The organism is bacterium (genome assembly GCA_035559435.1).
Classification (GTDB): domain Bacteria; phylum Zixibacteria; class MSB-5A5; order WJJR01; family WJJR01; genus JACQFV01.
The window spans coordinates 17795-41170 of the sequence record DATMBC010000092.1 but is presented as its reverse complement, the minus strand read 5'-3'; the positions used below and the strand labels follow the sequence as shown (position 1 = coordinate 41170).

At 64.6% G+C, this 23376-nt stretch carries 14 protein-coding genes; 12 read left to right on the top strand and 2 right to left on the bottom strand.

What is annotated here, in order from left to right:
* The 11 genes from VNN55_10825 to VNN55_10775 form a co-directional block, all read left to right on the top strand.
* Positions 1 to 944, top strand: a 944-nt coding sequence (locus VNN55_10825) for a glycosyltransferase (GenBank protein ID HWO58048.1), incomplete at its 5' end; no start/stop codon positions are given.
* Positions 944 to 1762 (top strand): glycosyltransferase family 2 protein, encoded by an 819-nt coding sequence (locus VNN55_10820; protein ID HWO58047.1) that lies wholly within the window; start codon positions 944 to 946, stop codon positions 1760 to 1762. The genes VNN55_10825 and VNN55_10820, both read left to right, overlap by 1 nt.
* Complete coding sequence (locus VNN55_10815; protein ID HWO58046.1) at positions 1762 to 2844, top strand: glycosyltransferase family 4 protein; 1083 nt, start codon at positions 1762 to 1764, stop codon at positions 2842 to 2844. The genes VNN55_10820 and VNN55_10815 overlap by 1 nt, the downstream gene beginning before the upstream one ends.
* A complete protein-coding gene (locus VNN55_10810; protein HWO58045.1) occupies positions 2841 to 4025 on the top strand; it encodes a glycosyltransferase family 4 protein in 1185 nt (394 codons plus the stop codon). The genes VNN55_10815 and VNN55_10810 overlap by 4 nt, the downstream gene beginning before the upstream one ends.
* Before the next feature lie 184 nt (positions 4026 to 4209).
* Entirely contained in the window at positions 4210 to 4527 is a 318-nt protein-coding gene (sugE, locus tag VNN55_10805; protein HWO58044.1) for a quaternary ammonium compound efflux SMR transporter SugE, read from the top strand.
* Between the two features lie 91 nt (positions 4528 to 4618).
* Entirely contained in the window at positions 4619 to 6859 is a 2241-nt protein-coding gene (locus VNN55_10800) for a bifunctional (p)ppGpp synthetase/guanosine-3',5'-bis(diphosphate) 3'-pyrophosphohydrolase (protein ID HWO58043.1), read from the top strand.
* A 142-nt stretch (positions 6860 to 7001) separates the two neighbouring features.
* Positions 7002 to 9818 (top strand): BamA/TamA family outer membrane protein, encoded by a 2817-nt coding sequence (locus VNN55_10795; GenBank protein ID HWO58042.1) that lies wholly within the window; start codon positions 7002 to 7004, stop codon positions 9816 to 9818.
* Complete coding sequence (locus VNN55_10790; GenBank protein ID HWO58041.1) at positions 9818 to 10957, top strand: PQQ-binding-like beta-propeller repeat protein; 1140 nt, start codon at positions 9818 to 9820, stop codon at positions 10955 to 10957. The genes VNN55_10795 and VNN55_10790 overlap by 1 nt, the downstream gene beginning before the upstream one ends.
* Positions 10958 to 11151: 194 nt before the next feature.
* Positions 11152 to 11601, top strand: coding sequence for an Hsp20/alpha crystallin family protein (locus VNN55_10785; GenBank protein HWO58040.1), 450 nt, complete (start codon positions 11152 to 11154; stop codon positions 11599 to 11601).
* Between the two features lie 152 nt (positions 11602 to 11753).
* Positions 11754 to 12023, top strand: a complete 270-nt coding sequence (locus VNN55_10780) for a zinc ribbon domain-containing protein (protein HWO58039.1) — start codon at positions 11754 to 11756, stop codon at positions 12021 to 12023.
* Positions 12024 to 12127: 104 nt separating this feature from the next.
* A complete protein-coding gene (locus VNN55_10775; protein HWO58038.1) occupies positions 12128 to 14818 on the top strand; it encodes an AAA family ATPase in 2691 nt (896 codons plus the stop codon).
* 269 nt (positions 14819 to 15087) lie between these two features.
* Here VNN55_10775 and VNN55_10770 read toward each other — a convergent pair whose 3' ends face one another.
* Positions 15088 to 17358 carry an integrin alpha gene (locus VNN55_10770; GenBank protein HWO58037.1) on the bottom strand — a complete coding sequence of 757 codons (2271 nt, stop codon included), beginning with the start codon at positions 17356 to 17358 and terminating at the stop codon, positions 15088 to 15090.
* Positions 17359 to 17815: 457 nt separating this feature from the next.
* Here VNN55_10770 and VNN55_10765 point away from each other — a divergent pair, with 457 nt between their 5' ends.
* On the top strand, positions 17816 to 19930 hold the full coding sequence (locus tag VNN55_10765) for a hypothetical protein (GenBank protein HWO58036.1): 2115 nt from the start codon (positions 17816 to 17818) through the stop codon (positions 19928 to 19930).
* Between the two features lie 605 nt (positions 19931 to 20535).
* Here the strand turns inward: VNN55_10765 and VNN55_10760 are convergent.
* Positions 20536 to 23367: a dockerin type I domain-containing protein gene (locus VNN55_10760; GenBank protein ID HWO58035.1), complete on the bottom strand. Its 2832-nt coding sequence runs from the start codon at positions 23365 to 23367 to the stop codon at positions 20536 to 20538.
* Between the last annotated feature and the right edge of the window lie 9 nt (positions 23368 to 23376).

Here is a 23376-nt window from a genome sequence, read left to right as displayed (position 1 = left end):
CCCAGGTCGCCGGATTGCCCACCGTCGCCTGGCCCTTCCAACGCGACTTCGACTGGGCCACCATCCGCGCCGCCCGTCACTGGCTGCGCGAACACAAGCCGGCAGCCGTCCTCGTCACCACCGGACGCGACATCCGCACCGTCGGCTGGGTCGCGCGCCGGCGGCACACCCCCGTCGTCTGGCGCATGGGCCCCAAGCCCAAGGACAATCTCGTTCACCGCCTCACCGGCCGCCTGATTTCCCGCGTGATCGCCCCGTCGGAAACCGTCCGTCAGGAACTGCAACCCTTCGCCTGGCTGTGCGAGAAGATCACGGTCATCCCCAATGGCATTGCGCTGCGCCCACGTCCCTCTGAGGAGGCGATCGCCGCCGCGCGCTCCCTTCTGGGTCTGCCACCCGATACGTTTCTGTGCCTCTATGTCGGACGTTTGATGCCCGGCAAAGGGATCGACACTCTGATCTCCGCCTTCGCAACCGTCAGCCGTCGCCATCCCCATGCCCGCCTCTGGCTGGTGGGGACCGGCCCCGATGAGGGGAAAGTCCGCGCCCGGGTGGCCGCCCTCGGCCTGACCGGAACCGTCGCCCTCACCGGCTATTCCAGCGACCCAACGGTCTACTTCACCGCCTGCGACCTGTTTATTCTGCCATCGCGCTACGAATCCTTCAGCTATGTTTTGCTCGAGGCGATGCTGCACGCCAAGCCCTGCATAGCGACCCATGTCGGCGCCATCCCCGAAGTGGTCGGCGCCGATGCCGTCTGGCTAGTTCCGCCCGATAATGCCTCGGCGCTCGCCGACACCGTGATGCAACTCATCGGGTCTCCCGACCGTCGAAGAGAATTGGCCGAACGGGGACATGCGCGCGTGATCGACACCTTTGACCTGAACAAGACCGTCGATGCCGTCGAGGCACTTTTCGGCGAGCTGGGCGCAACCGCGACGTGATGGACCAGACGCCCATCGATCCGCTCACCGCGCAGTTGCGCGGGCGCCCACGCCCCCCGCGGGTCTCCGCCTGTGTCATCGCCCGCGATGCCGCCGCCACCATCGCCGCCACGCTGCAATCGCTGCGTTTCTGCGAGCAGATCATCGTTATCGTCGATGCCGCCACCACCGACAACACCGAGGCCGTCGCCCGCTCGCTGGCCAATGAGGTCGAACGCCGCCCCTGGGAGGGCTTCGCCCGCGCCCGCGCGTATGCGCTCGGCAAGGCCGCCGGCGAATGGGTGCTGATGATCGACGCCGATGAAGTCGTCACACCGCCGCTCGCCCAGTCGATCATCGAGGCGGTGACACGCGATCAGGGCGAATGCGATGGCTTCCTCGTGCGCCGCCGCACCCGCTTCCTCGGACGCTTCCTCGCTCATGGCGACTGGGGGCGCGATGTCATCCTGCGACTGGTGCGCCGCAGCCGTTGCGAAATCAACGACGCCCTGATCCACGAGTCGCTGAAAAACCCCGGACGCACCCGCATCCTCGATGGTCTCCTGCTGCATGAGGGCGAACGCACCATCGAGGAGCATCTGGCGCGCCAGAATCTCTACACCACGCTCGCCGCCCGCCAGATGCTGGCGCAGGGGAGAAGCGTCTCGGCCCTGGCGCTGGCGCTCAAGCCGCCCTTTCGGTTCCTGCGCTCTTACATTCTGCGCCTCGGCTTCCTCGATGGCTGGCCGGGGTTCGTCCAGGCCTGGTATTCGGCTGTATATGTCTTCACCCGCTACGCCAAGTTGGGCGAACTTCGCCGCCGGGCCGGGACCCCCTGATGCCGCACATTCTCTTCTGTGACAGTTCCGAGGGCTGGGGGGGCCTGCAACAGTGGATGCTCTCCGCCGCCACCGGCATGAAACGCGCCGGCTGGCGCGTGACCGTCGCCGGACGCGCCGGCAGCGTGCTTCTGCCGCGCACCGCCGCCGCCGGCATCCGCACCCTCGTCTGGCCCTTCCGCTGGGAACTCGACCTGCTCACCTTTGCCCGCGCCCGCGGCTTCTCCCGCGAAGACCGTCCCCAGCTGGCCGTGGTCGGCTCCGGACGCGACATCCGCTCGCTTGGGTTGGCCGCCCGGCAATTGGACATCCCGGTGATCTGGCGTGTCGGCGGACGCCCCAAATTCGCCTGGTTCCAACGTCTCACCCGCGACCGCCTGGTCGACCATGCGCTCGTTCCCTCCGAGTACTCGCGCGAGCTTTTGTGTCGGGCCGGCTGGAAGCCCGAGTCCATCACCGTCATCCCCAACGGCATCGTTCCGGTCGACCCTCTGCCTCCGGCCGAAGTCCTCAACCTTCGTCACCGTCTGGGAATCGTCGATCATGTCTTCCTGCCGCTGTTCGTCGGCAGTCTGCGACGTGTCAAGCAGGTCGATGTCCTCCTGCGCTCCTTCCAGATCGCGCTGAAGACACTGCCGCAATCCCGGCTGGCGATTGTCGGCAACGGCGTCAAGGAGAAGGAGCTGCAGGCCCTGGCATCGCAGTTGGGGATCGCGGCGCATGTCGATTTCCTCGGCTTCCGCAGTGATCCTGCCGATTTCCTCAACGCCTGCGATCTCCTGGTTCTTCCGTCTCGCGAAGAGACCTTCGGTTGGGTATTGTTGGAAGCGATGACCCGGGCCAAAGCGGTGGTCGCCTCCGATGCCGGGGCCATTCCCGAGGTGGTCGGACGCGACGAGGCCGGGCTGTTGGTCCCGTCGGGCGATGTCGCCGAGCTGGCCGCCGCCATCCAGTCACTCGGCGCCGCGCCCGCCCGCCGCGAACAACTGGGGCAGAATGGCGCGCGACGCGTGCGCGCGATGTTCACCGAGGATCTGATGCTCGAACGGCTCGAACACTACTTCCAGGGACTCCTGCCATGAAGATCCTCGTGTCGGCCACACTCGGCGGCGGCTCGGCCGGAACCTGGTATGCCATCGAGACCGCCAAACGCCTGCAGGCGCGCGGCCACCAGGTATGGTATCTGTCGCGACGCGGCCACTCCGCCCTCGAACGCGCCCGCGCCGCCGGTCTGCCGGTGATCGACCAGCTTGATTTCGAGGAGAAATCCCCCGGCCGCTTCTATCACAACCTGCGCGCCGTCACGGCGTTGATCCGCGAAAAGGGTCCCGATGTCGTCCTTGCCCATGGCGGCGAGGATCATGCTCTCTGGGGGCTGGCGAAAGCCCTGCGCGCGCCGAAGCTGACGGTCATCCGGGTACGCGCCCTCGATCCCAAGCCGCCGAAACGCCACCCGCTGGCGGTGTGGTTGCATCGACGCGCCACCGACCTGATTGTCACCGCCAACAGCCGCCACTTCGCCGCCTACCACAATCGCTTGGGCATCGCGCCCGAGCGCATGCGCATCATCGAAGCCGGCATCGAACCGGCTGATTACGCCGACCTGTCCGCCAATGCCCTGCGCGAAAACGGCCTCACTCTGCCCGAGGGGGTGCCGCTGGTCATCATGGTCGCCCGCTTCGCGCCGATCAAAGGCCACCGGGTCCTCATCTCCGCGGCCGGCATCCTCAAACGCCGCAACATTCCGGCGCACTTCCTGCTGGTCGGCTACCCCAAAGACTACACCGCCGACCAGTTCAAACGCTGGTTTGTCGAGGGCAACCTGGTCGATGACTTCACCGTGATCGACCGCCGCCTGCCGCGTCTGCCGGCCCTGTTGGCGCGCTGCGATCTCGGCGTGATTGCCTCGTTGGGCTCGGAGACTGTCTCGCGATCGTTGCTGGAGAACCTTGCGTCCGGCCTGCCGACCGTCGCCACTGATGTCGGCGGCATTTCCGACCTCATGGCCCGCGGCGCCTTCGGCGCGCTGGTCCCGCCCGACAATGCGCCCGCGCTGGCGGACGCCATCGCCGCCCTGCTCGCTGACGACAACCGCCGTCTGCGCATGGCCAGCGCCGCCCGCAACTATGTCCACTCCCACTGCACCTGGGACCAACGCCTCGACCAATGGGAGCAAACCCTCTACGAGACCGTCGCCCGCGTCCGCGGCGCCTCCCTGCCCACCCTGCAATCCGAGACTCCGCAAAGCGACCCCGCCGCCTAGCCCCAATCGTTGTTACCTCGCGTGCACGTGATGAAGAAAGAGCGTGCTCTTCGCCTCGCTACACCCCCGCGAGAGAAGGGGCTTTCAGCCCTTCGTCCGCGCACAACCGCCATTGCTGAAAGCCACCCGCCATCCCATCTTATCGATTCACCGTCGTCGACCGACGCGTCGAAAGGACCCACCCATGCCCTGGCTTCAACTCCTGATCGCCGCCCTCCTCGAAATCGTCTGGGCGGTCGGCCTCAAGTACACCCGCGGTTTTTCGCGCACAATCCCGTCCATGATCACCGTCGGCGGCATGCTCGGCTCATTCTACTTTCTCTCCCTCGCTGTGCGCGCCCTCCCGATCGGCACCGCCTACGCCGTCTGGACCGGCATCGGCGCCCTGGGGACCGCCATCTTCGGCATGATCTTCTTTCATGAATCCCGCGACCTGATCCGTCTGGCCAGCATCGGTTTGATTCTGCTGGGCGTGGTTGGCCTGCGGTTGTCCACGCGCTGAGCGCCCGGCCCGCCGGCAAGGGGCGGCTGTCATAACCACGGTTGTTCGCGTATACTTACAGAGACGTCCCGAACGGCCGATCTAAAGAATAATGAAGCCCGACTCGACCATCCCCAAACCCGACACCGGCGCCGCGATGCCGCGTCCGCTGGAGAACCGGCCGCCCGATCTGAATCTGGCCGAGTTCATCATCCGGGTGGAGGCCGAGAACGCCAACGTCGACATCCCGCTGCTGCGCCGCGCCTATGAGTTCTCGGAGATGGTTCACGCCGGCCAGAAGCGCGAATCGGGCGAACCCTACATCAACCATTGCCTCGCCGTGGCGATGATCCTCGCCGAGCAGCACCTCGACACCGCCACCATCACCGCCGGCCTGATCCATGACGTGGTCGAAGACACGCCCTACGGCATCGATGCCGTCCGCGAACGCTTCGGCGAGGAAATCGCCCACTTAGTCGACGGCGTCACCAAGATTTCCGGCGTCAAATACCAGAGCCACGCCGAGCAGCAGGTCGAGTACTTCCGCAAGATGCTGATCTCGATGGCGCGCGACATCCGCGTCATCATCATCAAACTCGCCGACCGGCTGCACAACATGCGCACTCTGGAATATCTGCCGGCGGCCAAACGCGAACGCATCGCCCTCGAAACCCGCGAGGTCTATGCCCCGCTCGCCCACCGCTTCGGCATGGCTAAGATCAAATGGGAGCTGGAAGACCTCTCGCTGAAGTACCTCCATCCCGACGCCTACCGCGACATCGCCGAGAAGGTCGAACTCAAGCGCGAGGAACGCGAGGCCTACATCCAGGAAGTCATCACGCCGCTGAAGGCCGGGCTGGACAAGGAAGGCATCCAGACCGAAATCTCCGGACGCGCCAAGCACCTCGACTCGATCTACCGCAAGATGGTCAAACGGCGCAAGGCCTTCGAGGAAATCTACGACCTGTTGGCCATTCGCGTGATCGTCCCCTACGAACGCGACTGCTACCATGCCCTGGGCGTGATCCACACCCTCTGGACCCCGGTGGTCGACCGTTTCCATGATTACATCGCCACCCCCAAGACCAACATGTACCAGTCGCTGCACACCACCGTGATCGGCCCGCGCGGACGCATGGTCGAAATTCAGATCCGCACCCGCGAAATGCACTACACCGCCGAGTTCGGAATCGCCTCCCACTGGCTCTACAAAGAAGGAAAAAAGGAGTTCGACCGCTCCGACCGCCAGATGTCCTGGCTGCGTGAGGTTCTCGAATGGCAGAAGGACACGCGCGATCCCAAGGAGTTCCTCGAGCTGTTCAAGACCGATCTCTTCCACGAGGAGATCTATGTCTTCACGCCCAACGGCGACCTGAAGCCGCTCCCGGCCGGCGCGACCCCCGTTGATTTCGCCTACGCCGTGCACACCGCCGTCGGCCACCGCTGCGTCGGCGCCAAGGTCAACGGACACATTGTCCCGCTGACTTACCAGTTGCACTCCGGCGACGAGGTCGAAATCATCACCAGCAACCAGATCCGTCCCTCGCGCGACTGGCTCTCCTTCGTGGTCACCTCGCGCGCCCGCTCCAAGATTCGCCAGCACTTCAACAAGGTCGAATTCGACCACTCGGTCGAACTCGGACGCGACCTGCTGGCCCGCGAGGCCAAACGCACCCGGGTGCCGATGCCCAACGAGTCCACCCTCCACCAGTGGGCGCTCGAGCTGAATCACTCCGGCGTCGACAGTCTCCTGGCCGCGCTCGGCTCCGGCATCATGGCCGCCAGCACCCTGCTCAACCGGTTCCAGCCACGGCCCGCCGGGCCCGAACTCCCCGCCGCCGCCGAGACCGTCGAACGCCCCCATCCCGTGCGCGGCGTCCGCATCCATAACCTCGACAACATGATGTTCCGCTTCGCCAACTGCTGCCAGCCGGTCCCCGGCGAAGCGGTGGTCGGCTATATCACCCGCGGACGCGGCGTCACCGTGCACCGCGCCAACTGCGTCAATGTCCTTGCCCTGCGCGACCGCGCCGAACGCAGAATCGAAGTCGAGTGGGATGTTTCCCCCGACCAGTCCTTCCTGGTCCGTCTCAACCTGACCATGGAAAACCGCAAACACCTGCTGCGTGACATCACCCAGGCCATCGCCGACGCCGAAACCGACATCCAGGGGGTCTCGCTCTCGGCCGACCGCGCCACCGGCATGGGCTCCATCGATATTCAGGTCCGCAACCTTCAGCACCTCTCCGACATCATGCGACGCATCCGCGGGGTCGCCGGGGTCCTCGGGGTCGAACGCGCCTCCGGCAAAGACGGCCAACGGAACCCCCGCCGCCCCCGTGATGTAGATTAGGATGCGCCCCGCTCGCGGACAGGGAATGTCCGGCGCCCTCATCGGTAATCAGTCCGGCAGGGGAGATCCCCGACGATTCGACTTGCCCCCGTCACGGACTGCACGCGCCGAGACATTCTGACGACAATCTGAAGTAGACCCGATGCGCCGCCTCCACCACCAGAATCCGTGCCGGATGGGCCGCCTGATCGCGGCCGCCCTCCTGGTGGCCGTCTGTGCCGCCCCGGTCGACGCGCAGTACTACTTTGGCAAGAACAAGGTTCAGTACACCGACTTTGAATGGCAGGTCCTCGCCACCGACAAGTTCGACATCTACTTCTATGACGCCGAACGCGAGCTGGCCGAAATCGCCGCCGAGGCGGCCCATGACTCCTACGACTACCTGGCCGACCGCTTCAACCACGAGTGCAACGACCGGATTCCGCTGATCATCTACTCGTCGCCGCGCTTTTTCACGCAGACGAACGTGATCTCGTCGCTCCTGCCCGAGAACGTCGCCGGATTCACCGAATTCTTCAAGGGGCGGGTCGTGCTGCCGTTCAACGGCTCCTATGAGGATTTCCGCCGCGTCCTGCAACATGAGTTGGTCCATGTCTTCACCTACTCGAAGCTGTCCGCGGTCGCGTCGAAGTACAAGAAGCTGAACGTTGCCGCGCCGCCGCTCTGGTTCACCGAGGGGATCGCCGAGTACTTCTCGCGGCCGTGGGAATCCGACGCCGAGATGATCTTAAGCGACCTGGTTCTGACCGGCCGCTTCTTCAACCTCGAACGCATCGACGCCATCGCCGGCACCTACCTCATGTACAAGGAGGGGGAGTCGTTTTGCCACTTCGTCGCCGAGACCTACGGCGCCGAGTACCTGATCTACCTGCTCGACAACTGCTGGCGCGCCCCCGACTTCTACGGCGTGGCAAGGTACACCTTCGGCAAGAGTCTGGAGGAGATCGGCCGCGAGTGGGAATATTGGCTGAAGAAGAAGTACTTCCCGACCATTCAGTCCCGTGAACTTCCCGACCGCGTCTACGAACCGCTCACCAAGCCCGGCTACAGTGTCAAACCGGTCCCGGTGCGGGCCATTGAGGGCGCCGACACCGTCGACCAGATCATCTTCAAGGCGAACCGCCTCGGCTACGCCGGCATTTACCGCACCAATGCCGCCCCCGGCGGCGCGGAACGCGACGTCGAGGTCCTGCTCAAAGGCGAGCGCTCGCCGCGCTTCGAGTCGCTGCACCTGCTGGGCTCATCGTTGGATGTCCACGATGGCCGGGTGGTCTTCTCCGGCCAGCGGCATGAACGCGACGTCCTCTATGAACTCGACGCCGCCACCAGAAGAATCGTCGGCGAGCACCGCTGGGATTCGCTCTACAATATCAGCTCGCCGCACTACTCCGCCGATGGACGGCGCGTCATCTTCGCCGGCTCCGGCAAGGACGGCGTCTATGATCTCTACCACCTCGATCTGGCCTCCGGCGCGCTCGACCGTCTGACCGATGACTGGTTTTTCGACATTGATCCGGTCTTTACCCCCGATGGATCGGCGGTTCTCTTTGCCTCCGATCGCGGCGCGCATGGCGCCCGGGGGTTTCTCAATCTCTTCCTCTATGATTTCAAGACCGGCCGCATCAGCCCCTACCTGACCGGCGCGCACAACCTGCGCGGCCCCTCCTATGCTCCCGACGGCGGGTCGATGGTCTACACCTCCGATGAGGAAGGGGTGCTGGACATCTACCGTCACTTCGCCGATGGCCGCCGCCAGAAGCTCACCCATCTGGCCACCGGCGCCTTCGATCCGCACCTGATGCCCGACGGCCAAAGCATCGTCTTCACCGCCTACCAGAACAGCGGCTTCCAGATCTACCGCATGGATCTGCCCGACACGCTGCCTTCCGAGCTTCTGGCCGCCGGCAATGGACCGTGGGAGCCCACCTGGCAGCCCGAGGCCGGCTCCGGCGAGATGACCAAAAGCGCGGTGAAATACGAACGTGATTTCTCCTTCGACATTGCCCAGTCGGCGGTCTCCTACGATGCCTTCTATGGCACCGTCGGCGGTTTCCAGACCGCGCTCACCGATGTCCTCGGCGACCACCAGTACTTCTTCCTGCTGGCCAACAACGCCGACACCAAGGATGAATTCCTCCAGAGCTTCAACGTTGCCGTCTCGTACTTCAACCGCGAGAACCGTCTCAATTACGGCTACGGCGCCTACCATCTGTTCTATGACTACAACGATCCGGTCGAAGGCCCGATCGAGGAACGGCAGATCGGCGTCGCCGGCTACCTCGCCTACCCGCTCTCGAAGTTCCGCCGCATCGAGAGTTCGCTGTACCTGCGCCACTCCGACCGCGCATCGATCCTCACCGACACGCGCAAGGCGGTGCTGGCCACGCAATTCCTCTCGCTGGTGCATGACAATTCGCTCTGGGATATCTCCGGGCCGATCGATGGCTGGCGCTTCATGCTCACCGCCGGCTACACCGCCGATCTGTCGAACTTCCGCAGTTTCAACCGACTGGTGATCGCCGACGCCCGCAAGTACTTCCGGCTCGGTCGCTACTCCGCCTTCGCCATGCGCCTGATGGGGCATTTCTCTTCCGGCCATGAACCGCAACGACGCTACTTCGGCGGCAGCTGGGACCTGCGCGGCTATGATCGCCGCGATGTCTATGCCCGCAATGTCGTGCTCGCCTCCAACGAGCTGCGCTTCCCGCTCATCGATGCGCTCTTCGTCGGTTTCCCGGTCGCCGATCTCGGCTTCCAGGCCATCCGCGGCGCGCTGTTCTTCGATGCCGGCAACGCCTGGGAGGAGGAATTCGGACGCATGGAGGGTTCGCTGGGACTCGGCGCCCGCGTCGCGCTCGGCTACCTGGTCGTGCTGCGCTTCGACTGGGCGCGGCGCACCGACTTCCGCACCATCGACAAGAAGACCCGCTTCGAGTTCTTCTTCGGGTGGAACTTCTGATGCGACGTTTCCTGCCTGCCCTCGCGCTGGCCGCCCTCGCGCTGGCCGCCTGCTCCGGCGGACGGCCCAAATTGTGGTATCCATCGCCCGGGGCCGCCGGCTGGCCGACCCCGCGCGCCGATCAGGCCAACTCCGGACGCGCCCCGCAGGCGCTGCCCGATGTGCCGTACACCGTCGCCTGGTCGGTCAAGACCGGCGGCGTCGCCGCCTCCGAACCGGTGGTGCGCGATGGACTGGTCTTTTTCCCCGGGCTGGACCGGCGCATCGAAGTCTATGACCTGGCCAGCGGGAAGAGGCGCTTTCGCAAGCGTCTCGATGGCCCGGTGCTGGGCGTGCTGGCCTTCGCGACCGACTTCGCGGTCCTCACCGATCAGGAGGACCGACGGTTCGTGCGCTTCGACATGAAGAAGGGGAAGGAACGCGCCGATTTCCGCGTGCACTCGGCCAGTGCCCCGCCGCGGTTGCTCAATGACTCCACGATCCTGATCTCGACCTGGAGTGCCCAGGTGCGCGCGCTGACGCCGCGGGGCGAGATCCTCTGGGAGACCGAGTGTGAGGGACCGATCCGCACCGCGCCGGCGGTGGTCGATTCGGTTGTCTATGCCGCCAGCGGACGCTCCCTCTTTGCGCTGGCGGCCGATGATGGCTCCATCCTCTGGCAGCATGGGGTCTCAGGAGCGATCGAGGGCGTGGCGGTCGATGGCGGCCAGTTGTTCTTCGGCGGCGCCGACTCGTTCGTCACCGCGCTGGATTGCCGCGATGGCCATCTGCTGTGGAATATCCGCCTCGGCGGCGGGATCTTCGCCACACCCGCGGTCGGCTCCGATCTGATCTATGTCGCCGCCAACGATGGCCGCATCACCGCGCTGGACCGTCAGAATGGCCAAATCCGCTGGGATTACGCGCTCGATGCGATCGCCAACCTCTCTCCCACCCTCAGCAACGATCTGCTCCTGGTCACCGCCCGCAACGCCCTGGTGACCGCATTATCCGCCGCCACCGGCGAGGTGGTCTGGGCCGACACCACCCTCTCCGGCCAGGCGGTCATCGCCCCGATCATAGCCGGCGACCGCATCCTACTGGCCGACTCCAAACGCAATCTGATCTGCCTCGCCCCTGCCACATCGACAGCCAACTGAACGGTTGTTATGCCATTGTGGCGCTATTTTCTGCCAAATATGTCATATTGGCCATGTTGGTCATGAGTCAATTGTCATATTCTATTACTCCCCAACGCCTTACGGGATTTGGCACGCCTCCTGCATACATGATGGTCGGAAGCGGCCGCAAGGCCGCATGGATGAGTTAACTCAGAAGAAAGGGGGTAATGCGTATGTCACTGGTCAAGTATGAACCCACGCGCAACGCGGTCCCGCTCTCGCGGGCCATCTCCAGCATCTTCGACGAGTTCTTTAACAACTCGCCGTTGGCCAATCTCGATCTGCCGGTCCTGAACATCCGGCCGTCGGTGGACATTGTCGAGGAAGATGACAAGGTTCTGCTGAAGGCCGACATGCCCGGCATGGAGAAAGACAACATCAAGGTTGTCGTCCAGGACGGCATCCTGACGATCGAGGGCGAGCGCAACGAGTCCCGTGAGGAGAAGCGCAAGGGCTACACCCGCACCGAGCGCTTCATGGGCACGTTCTCGCGCTCGTTCAACCTCCCGGCTTGGGCCGATGAATCCCGAGTGAGCGCCGACTATACCAACGGCGTCCTGACCGTCACCATCCCCAAGACCGAGAAGGCGATGCCCAAGCAGATCGAGGTCAAGGTGAGTTGACAACCCCTGTTCCGAGAAGGTCCCGCGGGGGCGCTCGGCTTCCGCGGGACCGCTCACATCAGGGGAAAGTGAGTGATGCCGATTGAATTCGAGCCGCTATTCCGATAACTTAATCATCTGCCGCGCCCGCCGGCGCGGGGGAGATGATCGCCATGCCGACCTACGACTATCGCTGCCGCGTCTGCGGCCACCGCTTCGAGGCCTTTCAGACCATGACCGAAAAGCCCCTGGCTGTCTGCCCCAATTGCGGCAAGCCGGATGTCGAACGGCTCATCTCGCCCGGCGGCGGCCTGCTGTTCAAGGGCTCCGGCTTCTACATCACCGACTACCGCAAGCCAGACTACAAGAACGATTCGAAGAAAGACTCCGGCGACTCGGGCGCGTCGAAATCCCCCGACACCAAACCCAAAGCCGCCATTTAATCAGCATTGTAAAACCACAAGTATTGCTCGCGCTGGCACGGTCCTCCCGGGGCGTGCGGCACGACGCGCTGTCAATGGCGTAAAGGATACGAGAGGAGTCGACCATGATCTCCTTGGACCGTTGGACCGACAACGCCAAACTCATCCTGCAGTCGATGCTGCAGTCCGCGCAATCGGCCGGGCACTCCGAGCTGACCCCGGCGCACCTGCTGTCCGCGTTGATCGATGAAGGCGGCATGGCCCGCGCCCTCCTGCAGAAGGAGGGCGCCGACCCCGACCGTCTGGCCGGCGAGTTAAGCGTCGCGCTGTCCCGGTTGCCGCGCGTCGAAGGCGCAACGCAGCCGCCGGGTACTTCCAGCGCGCTGGCGGCGATCTTCTCCGCCGCGCAGAACCGCGCCGGCAGGTCGGGGCATCAGTTTGTCAACGCCGCCCACCTGCTCTGGGCGGTTTTCGACAAGCCCGACCGCGCCATCCGCGATGCCCTCGCCGCGCTCGGCGCCGATGCCAACCGTCTCCGCGACGCCGTCGATGAGATGCTTAACCGCAAGGGTGCCGGCGAGGAAGGGGCGGAAAACCGCATGATGGCCCTCGATCGTTTTGGACGCGACCTCACCGCGATGGCCCGCGAGGGCAAGCTCGACCCGGTGATCGGGCGCGACGAGGAAATCCGCCGTGTGATGAAGGTCCTCTCCCGCCGCACCAAGAACAATCCGGTGCTGATCGGCGAGCCGGGCGTGGGGAAAACCGCGATTGCCGAAGGGCTGGCGCGCAAGATCGCCGCCGGCGATGTCCCCGAGCCGCTCAAGAACCGGCGCCTCATCGCCCTCGACCTCGGCGCGATGGTTGCCGGGGCCAAGTTCCGCGGCGAATTCGAGGAACGATTGAAGGGCGTGCTCGCCGAAGTTGAGGAATCGGCCGGCGGCATCATCCTCTTCATCGATGAATTGCACACCGTCGTCGGCGCCGGCGCCGCCGAAGGCAGCGTCGATGCCTCCAACCTGCTGAAACCCGCGCTCGCCCGCGGCCAATTGCGCTGCATCGGCGCGACCACAATCACCGAGTATCGCAAACACATCGAAAAAGACGCCGCCCTCGAGCGCCGCTTCCAGCCGATCCTGGTGGCCGAGCCGACCGTGCCCGAGACCATCTCGATCCTGCGCGGGCTGAAGGAACGTTACGAGCTGCACCACGGCGTCCGCATCCAGGACGCCGCCCTGGTTGCCGCCGCCACGCTCTCGGAGCGCTACATCGCCGACCGCCAGCTCCCGGACAAGGCGATCGACCTGATCGATGAGGCGGCCGCCGATCTGCGCATCCAGATCGACTCGCGTCCCGAGGAACTCGACCGTCTCGATCACCAGATCATGCAGCTGGAAATCGAACGCGAGGCGCTGCGCCGCGAGCCCGACGCTGCCGTCCGCCTGCGCCCGATCGAGGAGCAACTGGAGAGACTGAACGCTCAGCGTGTCGAACTGGAAAGCCGCTGGGCCGCCGAAAAGCAGTCCGTGCAGATCATCCGTGACGCCAAGGAAAAGATCGAACGCCTCAAACTCGACATGGAACTGGCCTCACGCCAGGGACGCTATGAGGATGCCGCCCGCATCCGTTACCAGGACATCCCCGACCAGGAACGCCTGATCAAAATCGAAACCGCCAAACTCCACCAGGGAACACACCGGGAGGGCGGCAACCTTAGCGAGGGCGGGGCGTCCGCCGAGCCGGCTCCTCAGGGCCGCCTGCTCAAGGAGGAGGTCGACGCCGACGACATCGCCGAGATCGTCTCCAAATGGACCGGCATTCCCGTCGAACGCCTCTCCACCAGCGAGATCCAGCGCCTGATTCATCTGGAAGAGGAACTGTCAGCCCGCGTGATCGGCCAGCCCGAGGCGGTCGCGGCCGTCGCGGGCGTGGTCCGCGCCTCGCGCGCCGGTCTCAATGAGCCCCACCGTCCGCGCGGCTCCTTCATCTTCCTCGGTCCGACCGGCGTCGGCAAGACCGAGCTGGCCAAGACCCTCGCCGCGACGCTGTTTGGCTCGGTCGAGGCGATGATCCGCATCGACATGTCGGAGTACTCCGAGAAACACTCGGTCTCGCGCCTGGTCGGCGCGCCGCCGGGGTATGTCGGCTACGATGAGGGGGGCCAGCTGACCGAGGCGGTCCGTCGCCGGCCTTACTCGGTTGTCCTGTTCGATGAATTGGAGAAAGCGCATCCCGAGGTCTTCAACATTCTCCTGCAGGTTCTCGATGATGGCCGTCTGACCGACAACAAGGGGAGAACCGTCTCTTTCGAGAACACGATCCTGATTATGACCTCCAACCTCGGCGCAACGGAGATCGCGCGCGCGTCGCAGGACTCGCTCACCGAAGAATCCCGCCGCGCCGCCATCCGCGAGGGCGCCATGGAGGCGCTGCGCCGCGCCGTGCGCCCGGAATTCCTCAACCGCATCGACGAGATCGTGGTCTTCAATCCGCTCTCGCCCGAAGCGATCGAGCAAATCGCCGAACTGCAGTTTGCGGCGTTGAAGTCGCGCCTGGCCGAGCAGGGGATCACCGCCGAGCTCTCGAGCGCCGCCCGCGCCGCGCTGGCCGCGCGCGGCTACGATGCCGTCTATGGCGCGCGTCCGCTCCGCCGTCTGGTGCAAAAGGATGTCGCCCAGAAGATCGCAGCCGCGCTGTTGCGCAACGAGTTCGGCCCCGGCGATCACCTGACCGTCGATTTCGAGGACGGCGACTTCATCATCCGAAAGACCTCACGCCCCGAACCCGACGTCATCGACGCCGAAGTGATCGGCTGACCGAAATACCGCACACAAACAGGGGCAGGTCGCCGACCTGCCCCATTCACCACGCGAATATCCCCATTCCGGACAAGGGGCTTTTGGCCCCTTGCCTCCACCGACCCGACACGTCCCGCTTTGTCATTCCGAACCCCGCCGCTCTCTGGCGGGGGGAGGAATCTGCTGTTCCGCAGCGCGAAAGAGAACAGATTCCTCTCCGCCGGCGGCGGATCGGAATGACGTTGCCTCGTCGGGTGGTGACGACTGAGTCTCGCCGGCTCCTCCCATCACGGACACGGATTGCAGAATTCCACCGCCGCATTCGCGTTCCGGAACGCCACATTGACCAGATGCGTGACATCGAAGATGTTGGTCACCCCGTTGCAATCGACATCGGTGGTGGTGTACGGACACAGCGGATTTGAATCGCCGATCGGCGCCGCGTTGCGAAACGCCACATTGACCGCATGCGTTACGTCAAACACATCGGTCACCCCGTCGCAGGCCGGATCGGCGGCGCAATTGCACGGGCACGACGAAGGCGACGCCTCGTTGGAAGGCGACCCCTCGTTGCCGGAGAAATCGACCGCGCTCACCCGGTAGTAGACCGCGGCCGCCGAAGGCGCGTTGCTGTCCACAAAGCTGGTGTCCGAGGTCTCCCCGATGACCTTGTTCGGATCCAGGGCGAATCCGGGCACGGTGTCACGATAGACGCGATAGTAATCAAAGTCGGCGGTCGCGGACGACTTCCAGTCCAGATCAACATCGGACCCGCTGAAGGCGGCGATCAGGTTGGTCGGCGGCGCCGGCGCGAGGTTGTCCAGCGAGTACCCCGAATCCACCGGCGAATCGAAGTGGTCAACCGGGTTTTCCCCGATGCCGCTGACAAAAAAGACCGTCCACCACATTCCGTCGGCGATTGTCGAATCGCGCAACGTCGGCACAACCGTGCTGTACAGACTGTCTCCGCGCGCCGGCACCGACATCACAAAGTCCCACACTCCGGGCGGCGTCGACTTGCGCGCATAAGGATCAACGGACTTCGACGACAGATTGCCGTCCACACGGCGATAGATGGCGAACTCCTGAATGAACCCGTCGTTGGCCGGAATGTCCGACCACTGAATCCGCATCTGCTTTCCCTGATCGTTGGGAATGTCGGCCAGCATGGTGATCTCCTCGGACGCGCCCCACATCAGGGCATAGGCCGATCCGGCAAGCAGGTCCGTATTGACCGTGGCCCGCGGCTCGCCGATGAGAAACTCGTCGCGCCCGTCTCCGTTAACGTCCCCCATCCTCGCGACATGGAACCCGTAGAGCCCCAACTGTTGCGATCCCAGACTGTGATGGAGAATCGCCCCATCCTTCAGCGAGTAGATCATCGTCGCGCCCGCCTGCATCAAGCCCCCGACTTCGGTTCCGGGCGCCGTGATCATGGCGTCATTGAGACCGTCGCCGTTGACATCCGCCGGCGCGACGGCGTAGCCGAAGGAACTTCCCGGCATGCCGTCAAATCGACGGAGCAGCGCCCCGTCGAACCCTGAGAAGACGTACGCAGCGCCTGTGTAATTGCGGTAGTAAGGCGCCCCGACGATGAAGTCACGGTACCCGTCGCCGTTGACATCGCCCATGCCGGCGATGGACTGCCCCAGGTTCGCGCCGATTGAATCGCCGGTGACGTAGTGCAGAATCGCTCCGGTCAGCCCGGAATACACGTAAGCCGCGCCGCGGCCGGAGCCGCCGTATGGCGCTCCCGCCATGAAATCCGCCCTCCCATCGGCATTGACATCTCCGGCTCCGGCGACCGACAACCCGAGATTCACATACATCGAGTCACCATACTTTCGATGGAGCAGCCCGCCCCCGGCCCCCGAGTACACGTAGACATTGCCCGCGCTCTGCGCCGCGCCGGAATCCGCATAGGGCGCGCCCACCACATAATCGGGAATGGCGTCGGCGTTGACGTTCCCGGCGCGCGCCACCGACCACCCGAAATTGTCATCGGCCGCGCCGCCGTCCTTTTGCTGCAGCAGGATGCCGTTCATGCCGGAGTAGAGGTACACCGAACCCGCGTCGGTCAAGCCGCCCGGATCGGCGTACGGCGCCCCCACCAGGAAGTCGGCACGGGCATCACCGTTGACATCCCCCAGCATCGCCACCGACACCCCGACAACCTCGGCGGAATCCGTGCCGTTGATCTGGTAGAGCAGGCTGCCGTCCAGGCCCGAGTACACATGCGCCGAGCCGGCATTGATGACGCCGTTGGGCGAGGCCAGTGGCGCGCCCACGATGAAGTCCGGCACGCCGTCGCCGTTGACATCCGCGCCCCCGTCCACGGAGTATCCCATTAAGACGGTATCCGCGTCGCCGTTCTTCCGGTAGAGCAGCGGGGAAGGGTACGGAACGCCCATTCCCTCCGTCTCCGCCGCGCCCTTGGGCGTCGCGTCGGCCGCCACCGGCTTCATGCCCGGCAGAAGTGGCAACAGCGGTCCGGAGCCCGCATACGCTTCCGAAGCAATGATCGAAATGAGCATTCCAATCAGGGTCAGCGTCTTCACTGCCCTCCGAACACTTCGCCTGTTCATGATGCACTCCTTTCCAGGCGTGTAATGGTGAGGGTACCTGGACCTGTTGACCTGCTTTGTTGTCACAGCACGGGTGAAGCGCGATTACCGGGATGACTGTTCGACCGGAAAGCGGACGAAATTCGTCATACTTTAATGGTAAAACCCCGCCACAGGGCCGGGCAAGGACAATTCTGGCCATCCTCCGGCCCCGGATGCCGGCTTTCACGGCGCGGAAACCGGCGAGTGTGGGGGTATTCCCATAGTCCGGCCCGCGCTCGCCCCCCGCAACTTGACCGCATTACGCGCTAAATTCCCCCACCAATCCTCCGATACCAGTCTAAGAACCCCCGCCACTCGCGGGAGTCCTGTTCCATGCGGCCCAAGGGCGGGCCGTGACCACGAATTCATGGGGACTTGAGGGGACTTGATGCAAACAAGGAGCGGCGAGATGCCACGGAGCGACTGGGCGTGCGCGGGACGGATCGGACGCGCGCTATGGATCGGAGTGCTTGCCTTCGGGTTGGGCGCCTGTTCGGGCGTCAACAAGACCGACACCACCGCGACACTGCAAGGTGTCGATGTCACCCCCGCCATCCTGGCCGAGGGGGAAACCGCCGTCGTTGAGGTGCTGGTCACCAACGCCAACAGCGAACCGCTCGCCGACGCGACCGTCTACCTGTTCGCCAATCCGAACACCGGCGGCGTGTTCAACTCCAGCGTCGTGGTCACCAACGACGAGGGGTTGGCGTCGACCATCTTTACCGCCACCACCGCGGGCAGCGTTCGCATCAGCGCCCGGGTCGAAGGCGACCAGACCACGCTCTATAAGGACATCATCGTCGAAGAAGACATCGGCGGCGGCGGCAACACCGACGGCCACATCGTGCTGACCGTCACTCCGGCGCTGGTGCAGGCCGATGGCCTCTCCACCGCGACCATCAACGCGCTGGTTTCCGATGGCAGTGGCAATCCTGTCGGCGACGGCACCGTCATCAAGTTTGTCGCCGGTGAAAAATTCATGGATGTCAACGGCGACGGCATCTGGACCAACAGCGTCGACACGCTGATCTACGATCTGGATTCCGATGGTCTCTGGGATCCGATCGGCGCCATCGAGCCGACCGTGACCACCACCGGCGGCCAGGCCGTGACGACCTACACCGCCGGCTCGACCGCGGGCGTGGTTTACATCAAGGCCACCGGCGGCCAGCCCGGCGCTCACTTCTCGGCGGAAGTCTCGCTCTCGCTGACCTCCAATGATTCGGTGCACTCGATCGTGCTCACCCCCGGCTGGCAGACTGTCCAGGTGCGCGGCACCGGCGGCATCGAGTTTGCCCCGCTGACCGCGGCCACCTTCGACGCCAAGGGCAATCCGGCGCCGCAGGGCCGTGAGGTCGAGTTCCTCATCACCGCCGGTCCCGGCGGCGGTGAGGCGATCAACGGCGACCCGGTCGGTCCGGTCAAGGCGATCACCGACGCCAACGGCGTGGCGACCGTCACGCTCAATGCCGGCAGCGCCTCGGGTACCGTGCGCGTGTTGGCCCGCTCGGGCGCGGTGGTCTCCGCGGCCAGCCATCTGGTCATTCGTTCCGGCCCGCCGGCCTACCTGTCGCTCGGCGCCGCCGATTGCAACGTCCCCTCGTGGGAAGTCGTCAACGCCACCAACGACATCGTCGCCCTGGTCGTCGACCAGTGGGGCAACGAAGTCCCCGACTCGACCGCCGTCTGGTTTGGCTGCGAGCAGGGCCTGATTGAGGGTGCCGACGTCACCAATCCGACGCTCACCCAGCGCGGCACCGCCGGATCGACCTGGCATTCCGGCGCGCCGAAAAACGACGGCTATGTCTGGTACTGGGCGCAGACCGCCGGCGGCCAAGTGGCCGACACCAGCGTCTTCATCGAGTCCGGCCCGGCCGCCTTCGGCCAGTTCCTCGCCTATCCCGACACGCTGTTGGCCGACAACCGCGACAAGGGCGAAGTGGTCATCGATGTCCGCGATGGCAACGGCGTCTTCGTCGATGACAACACCACCGTCGAAGTCGAAGCCGACATCGGCACCATCGCCGATGGCGTCGCCCGCGACGGCTGCCATTCGTCCGTCTATGTCGGCGACTACGTCGCCGGCGTGCTCGATCGCGATTATGTCGTCACCGTCCCCGACTCGGGTGTCGGCGCCATCGCCACCATCCGTGTGCGCTCGGGTGGCGTGTTCGGCTACAACGATCAGGTGCAGGTGGTCCTGCTGACCGGCACCGCCTACTCCAAGACCTCGATCGTCGATGTCCCGTCGAGCATGGTCTATGGCACCAGCGCCCCGATCGAAATCCAGATCAAGGACCGCTGGGGCAACCCGCTGGGCGGCCATTTGGTTGAGGTGAGCTGCAATTCCGGCGGCACCATCACCGGATCGCCGCAGTACACCAACGAGTATGGCATCGCCGGCGGATATGAGTTCTTCGCCAGCAGCAACCAGAGTTTCTCCGAAGCGCTGATCGTGGTCCGCGACCTCGATCCCAACTTCGGCGGCATCACCATCACCAAGAAGGTCACGCTCGAAGAATAGCCAGTGTTCATGGTGGGGGGGCAGGGACGCTCCAGAACGGCAAAAGGCCGGGGTCTTGGATAAGACCCCGGCCTTCGCCGTTGAGGGCTCTGCCTAAACCTGGCCACAAGGGGCAGGTCTCAGACCTGCTCCCACCACTCTGAATCGCAATCCAAATTCCCGCTATACCATCCCGATCCGCCGCCGGCGGCAAGGGATCTGCTTTTTCTGCCGTCGGTCAAAAGCAGATGCTTCGCTGCGCTCAGCATGACAAAGTCAATGAACCTATGCGAGTCTGAGGCCCGCCTGCGCTCATCCATGAATTCCAGCCAATCGCTCTTGTGGAGGGCGAGGCTCCTGCCGAGCCTGCTCTTTGGCTCCCGCAATGTCATCCCAATCCGCCGCAGGCAGAGAGGGATCTGCTTTTTCTGCCGTCGGTCAAAAAGCAGATGCTTCGCTGCGCTCAGCATGACAAAGTCAAGGAACCAGCGCGGGTCTGAGGCCCGCCTTCGCCATACCAAATCCCGTCATCCCAAGACCCGGCGCTCTTTGCCGGGTCTTGGGATCTTTGTTGTTCGTGCAGAGGAACAGGCTCTCAACCTGATCCGAGCCCACCTCTGCCGCGCTCACGGACAGACCCCATCCGGCAGGGGCACATCCCCGGTCACATGATCGATCAGGTAAACCAGATCCCGGATGTCCACCACACAATCCCCATTCACATCCGCCGCCGATTCATAGAGCAGATACCCATCCCGGTACAGGTAATCGATGAGGAAGACCACATCGGCGGGCGTCACCGCCCCGTCGTTGTCGGCATCGCCCCGCGCCGATGGCACCCCGTATCCCATCCGCCCGAGAATGGCCGTCAACGCCGCCCGCGCATCCTGTTCATCCATGTACGACAGGGGAAAAGCGAAGACCACCAGCGTCCGTTGGGGATCGCGTGCCCGCACTGCCACCGCCTGGCCCTGCAGCGGCGAATGCGCGCTGTCCCTGGATACAAACGTGTAGAGTACTTCTCCCTGGGCGGTGTCGATTTCGAAGAAGCCCACAAACGGCACCGCGTTGCCTGGATGCGGCAGCGCCGGGTTGAGCCCCCAGCCGGTGCGGGAGGCATCGACGGCGAGGCGCGGCAGACGCGGGTCGGCCGGCGCCGCCGCGACAAACTCGGCGTTCATCCGTGTGGGCCCGGCCAAAAGCGATGCCGGATAATACACCCGCCGTATCCCGGCCAGTGCCCCCAGCGATCCCGCCGGCACCGCCACCGTCTCCGCCTGAACGCCCTCAAAGTTGAACAAGTCGCGTCCCGACAGAACCGTCACACCCCGCGCGTTCGAATACACCGCCAGCAATTCCTCCTCGCCGCGGCCCATCGCCCCGCGTCCGTCGGCGGTCACCACCGTCAGCGGATGCGGATCAAAATCCACCAGCGTCAATGGAGGGTCGCCGGTCGCGAAGTCGCGATATAGACTTCCCGAAAGCAGACGCTCCCACACCGCGCGGGTCGAATCACGGTCGGTCAGCGAGAATGCGTTGGCCAGCGTATAGTCGAAAATCTGCGGCGGCCCATCGAAGTCAAACGCCACACCCACCGTTGCCGGCGAGGGATAACTCTCGTTGGCCAGCGACGAGAGCGCCGTCACCCGGTACTCGTATAGCGTCGCCCCGGCGACATCCTGATCGGTGACGCGTGTGGCCGTGTCGGTCGTCGCGATCAGCTCCCAGTCGCCACCCGGCGCGCGTCGGTAGACACGGTACCCGCTGATGTCATCCTCGGCGTTCGGCGGCCAGTGCAGATGGATTTCATGCCGCTGCGCCAGCGCAATCGGACGCGCCGGCGTTTTCGGGCGGTCGGGCAGGAGACTGTCGCTAATCGACTCCGGTCCGATGATCCCCGGACGGCCCATGCAGGCGACGGTGTAGTAGTACGTCTTCGAACGATCCAGCCCGACATCGACAAACGATGTGTCAAGGCCGGCGCTGAATGTTCGTCGATCGCTCCCGTCGCCGGCGCGGCGCTGCACGCGGTAATACGTCAACCGATCGGTGTGCCGCGCGCTCCAGGTCAGCACGCCCGAAGTGTCATTCCATCCCGCCACGTCAAACGTGCGCGGCGGCGCGATTGGCAGAAACGAGAAGGCGCTGTCCCAGGCATGACGCTGGTCGAGCGCGTAATACTCCAATTGGCTGATGCCCAGCCCCTGCAGGTATTTCGACGGATCCCGCGGGTCAAACAGCGTTTTGAAATTCAACGGCTGCGTGTGACCGTAGGGAGCCACCATCCACACCCAGTGCACCACCAGCGAATCCCCCGGCGCCAGGGTCGTCGCCCCCACCGTATGCAGAAACCGAATGTCGAACCCGTCGGCGAAGTCGACCGCGATCGAGTCATGCGTCGGCGCAATCCAGCCCTCGGCTGACCGGTCCACCGCCGCGTACGGTTGCGCATAGTCCAGCTCGCGGTTGGCCATGCGGCGGTAACGGTAGGCATCCGTCACGTCGTAGCCGCGCCCGCCGAAGATGTTGGTGTCGCCCGGCGCGCGTTGCGGCCCCCAGTCATAGGGGTCGCGCAACGATGGCACCCACCAGTTGAACGATTCCCCGGTCAGACGCGGGAAGCCGCCCAGGTACATCGAGCCGAACATCCGCCGCGGCGACCGGGCATCGAAATGATCGGTCGAATCCGGGTCGCCGTCGTTGTCCGCCGCCCAGGCCACCGAGACTTCGGTGCTCTGGTCCCCCTGCACGATGCTGCGTCGTGTGTGCCCGACCACATCATCCATCCAATAGTCTTCGGTCTCGGCATGTCCGATGTCGGGATCGCACATCCAGCCCACCCACAGACTCTCGATGGGCACGGTGCCGATGTTGGTGATCACCAGCTCCTGGAACAGCGCGCCATCGTGCAATTGCGCGCCTAAAGTGTAGGTCTTCTGGCGCACCCGCACCGGCAGGGGACGGTGCGGGCCGTCATAGGGATCATCGCGCACCGTCTCCGGGTCGGTGGTCGTGTCGCCGTAGATAAAGGTCCATTCATCATCCCCGAGCCGATCGGAGTAGACCGGCGGGTCATAGTTGTCGGCGTACAGCTCGTGCGACTGCCCGAAGCCCAGCGATCCGCTGGACACCAGCGTGTCGCCGCCGACAATCCCGCCGATCCACAGCCCCGCCTCGTACATGTACTCGATCCGCGAATGCGCCGGCGATTCGAGCACCGGCACCAACGCGCCGGCGGAATCGCGCAGCCGCTCACGCACCGTGCCGAAGTAGCCGTAATTGGTTGCGGTCGCGCGCAAATATCCGGTATCGTGGATGCGCCAGACAATGTTGGTGTCGAATCCCGCCACCCCCGCCGCCAACGGCAGGGGAGAGGCGGAAGTTGCCGGTGTACGCCCCCATCCCGCCGTGCTCCATCCCGGCAACAGCGCCAGCAATGTCAGTAAGATTCGCCGCACAGCCATACG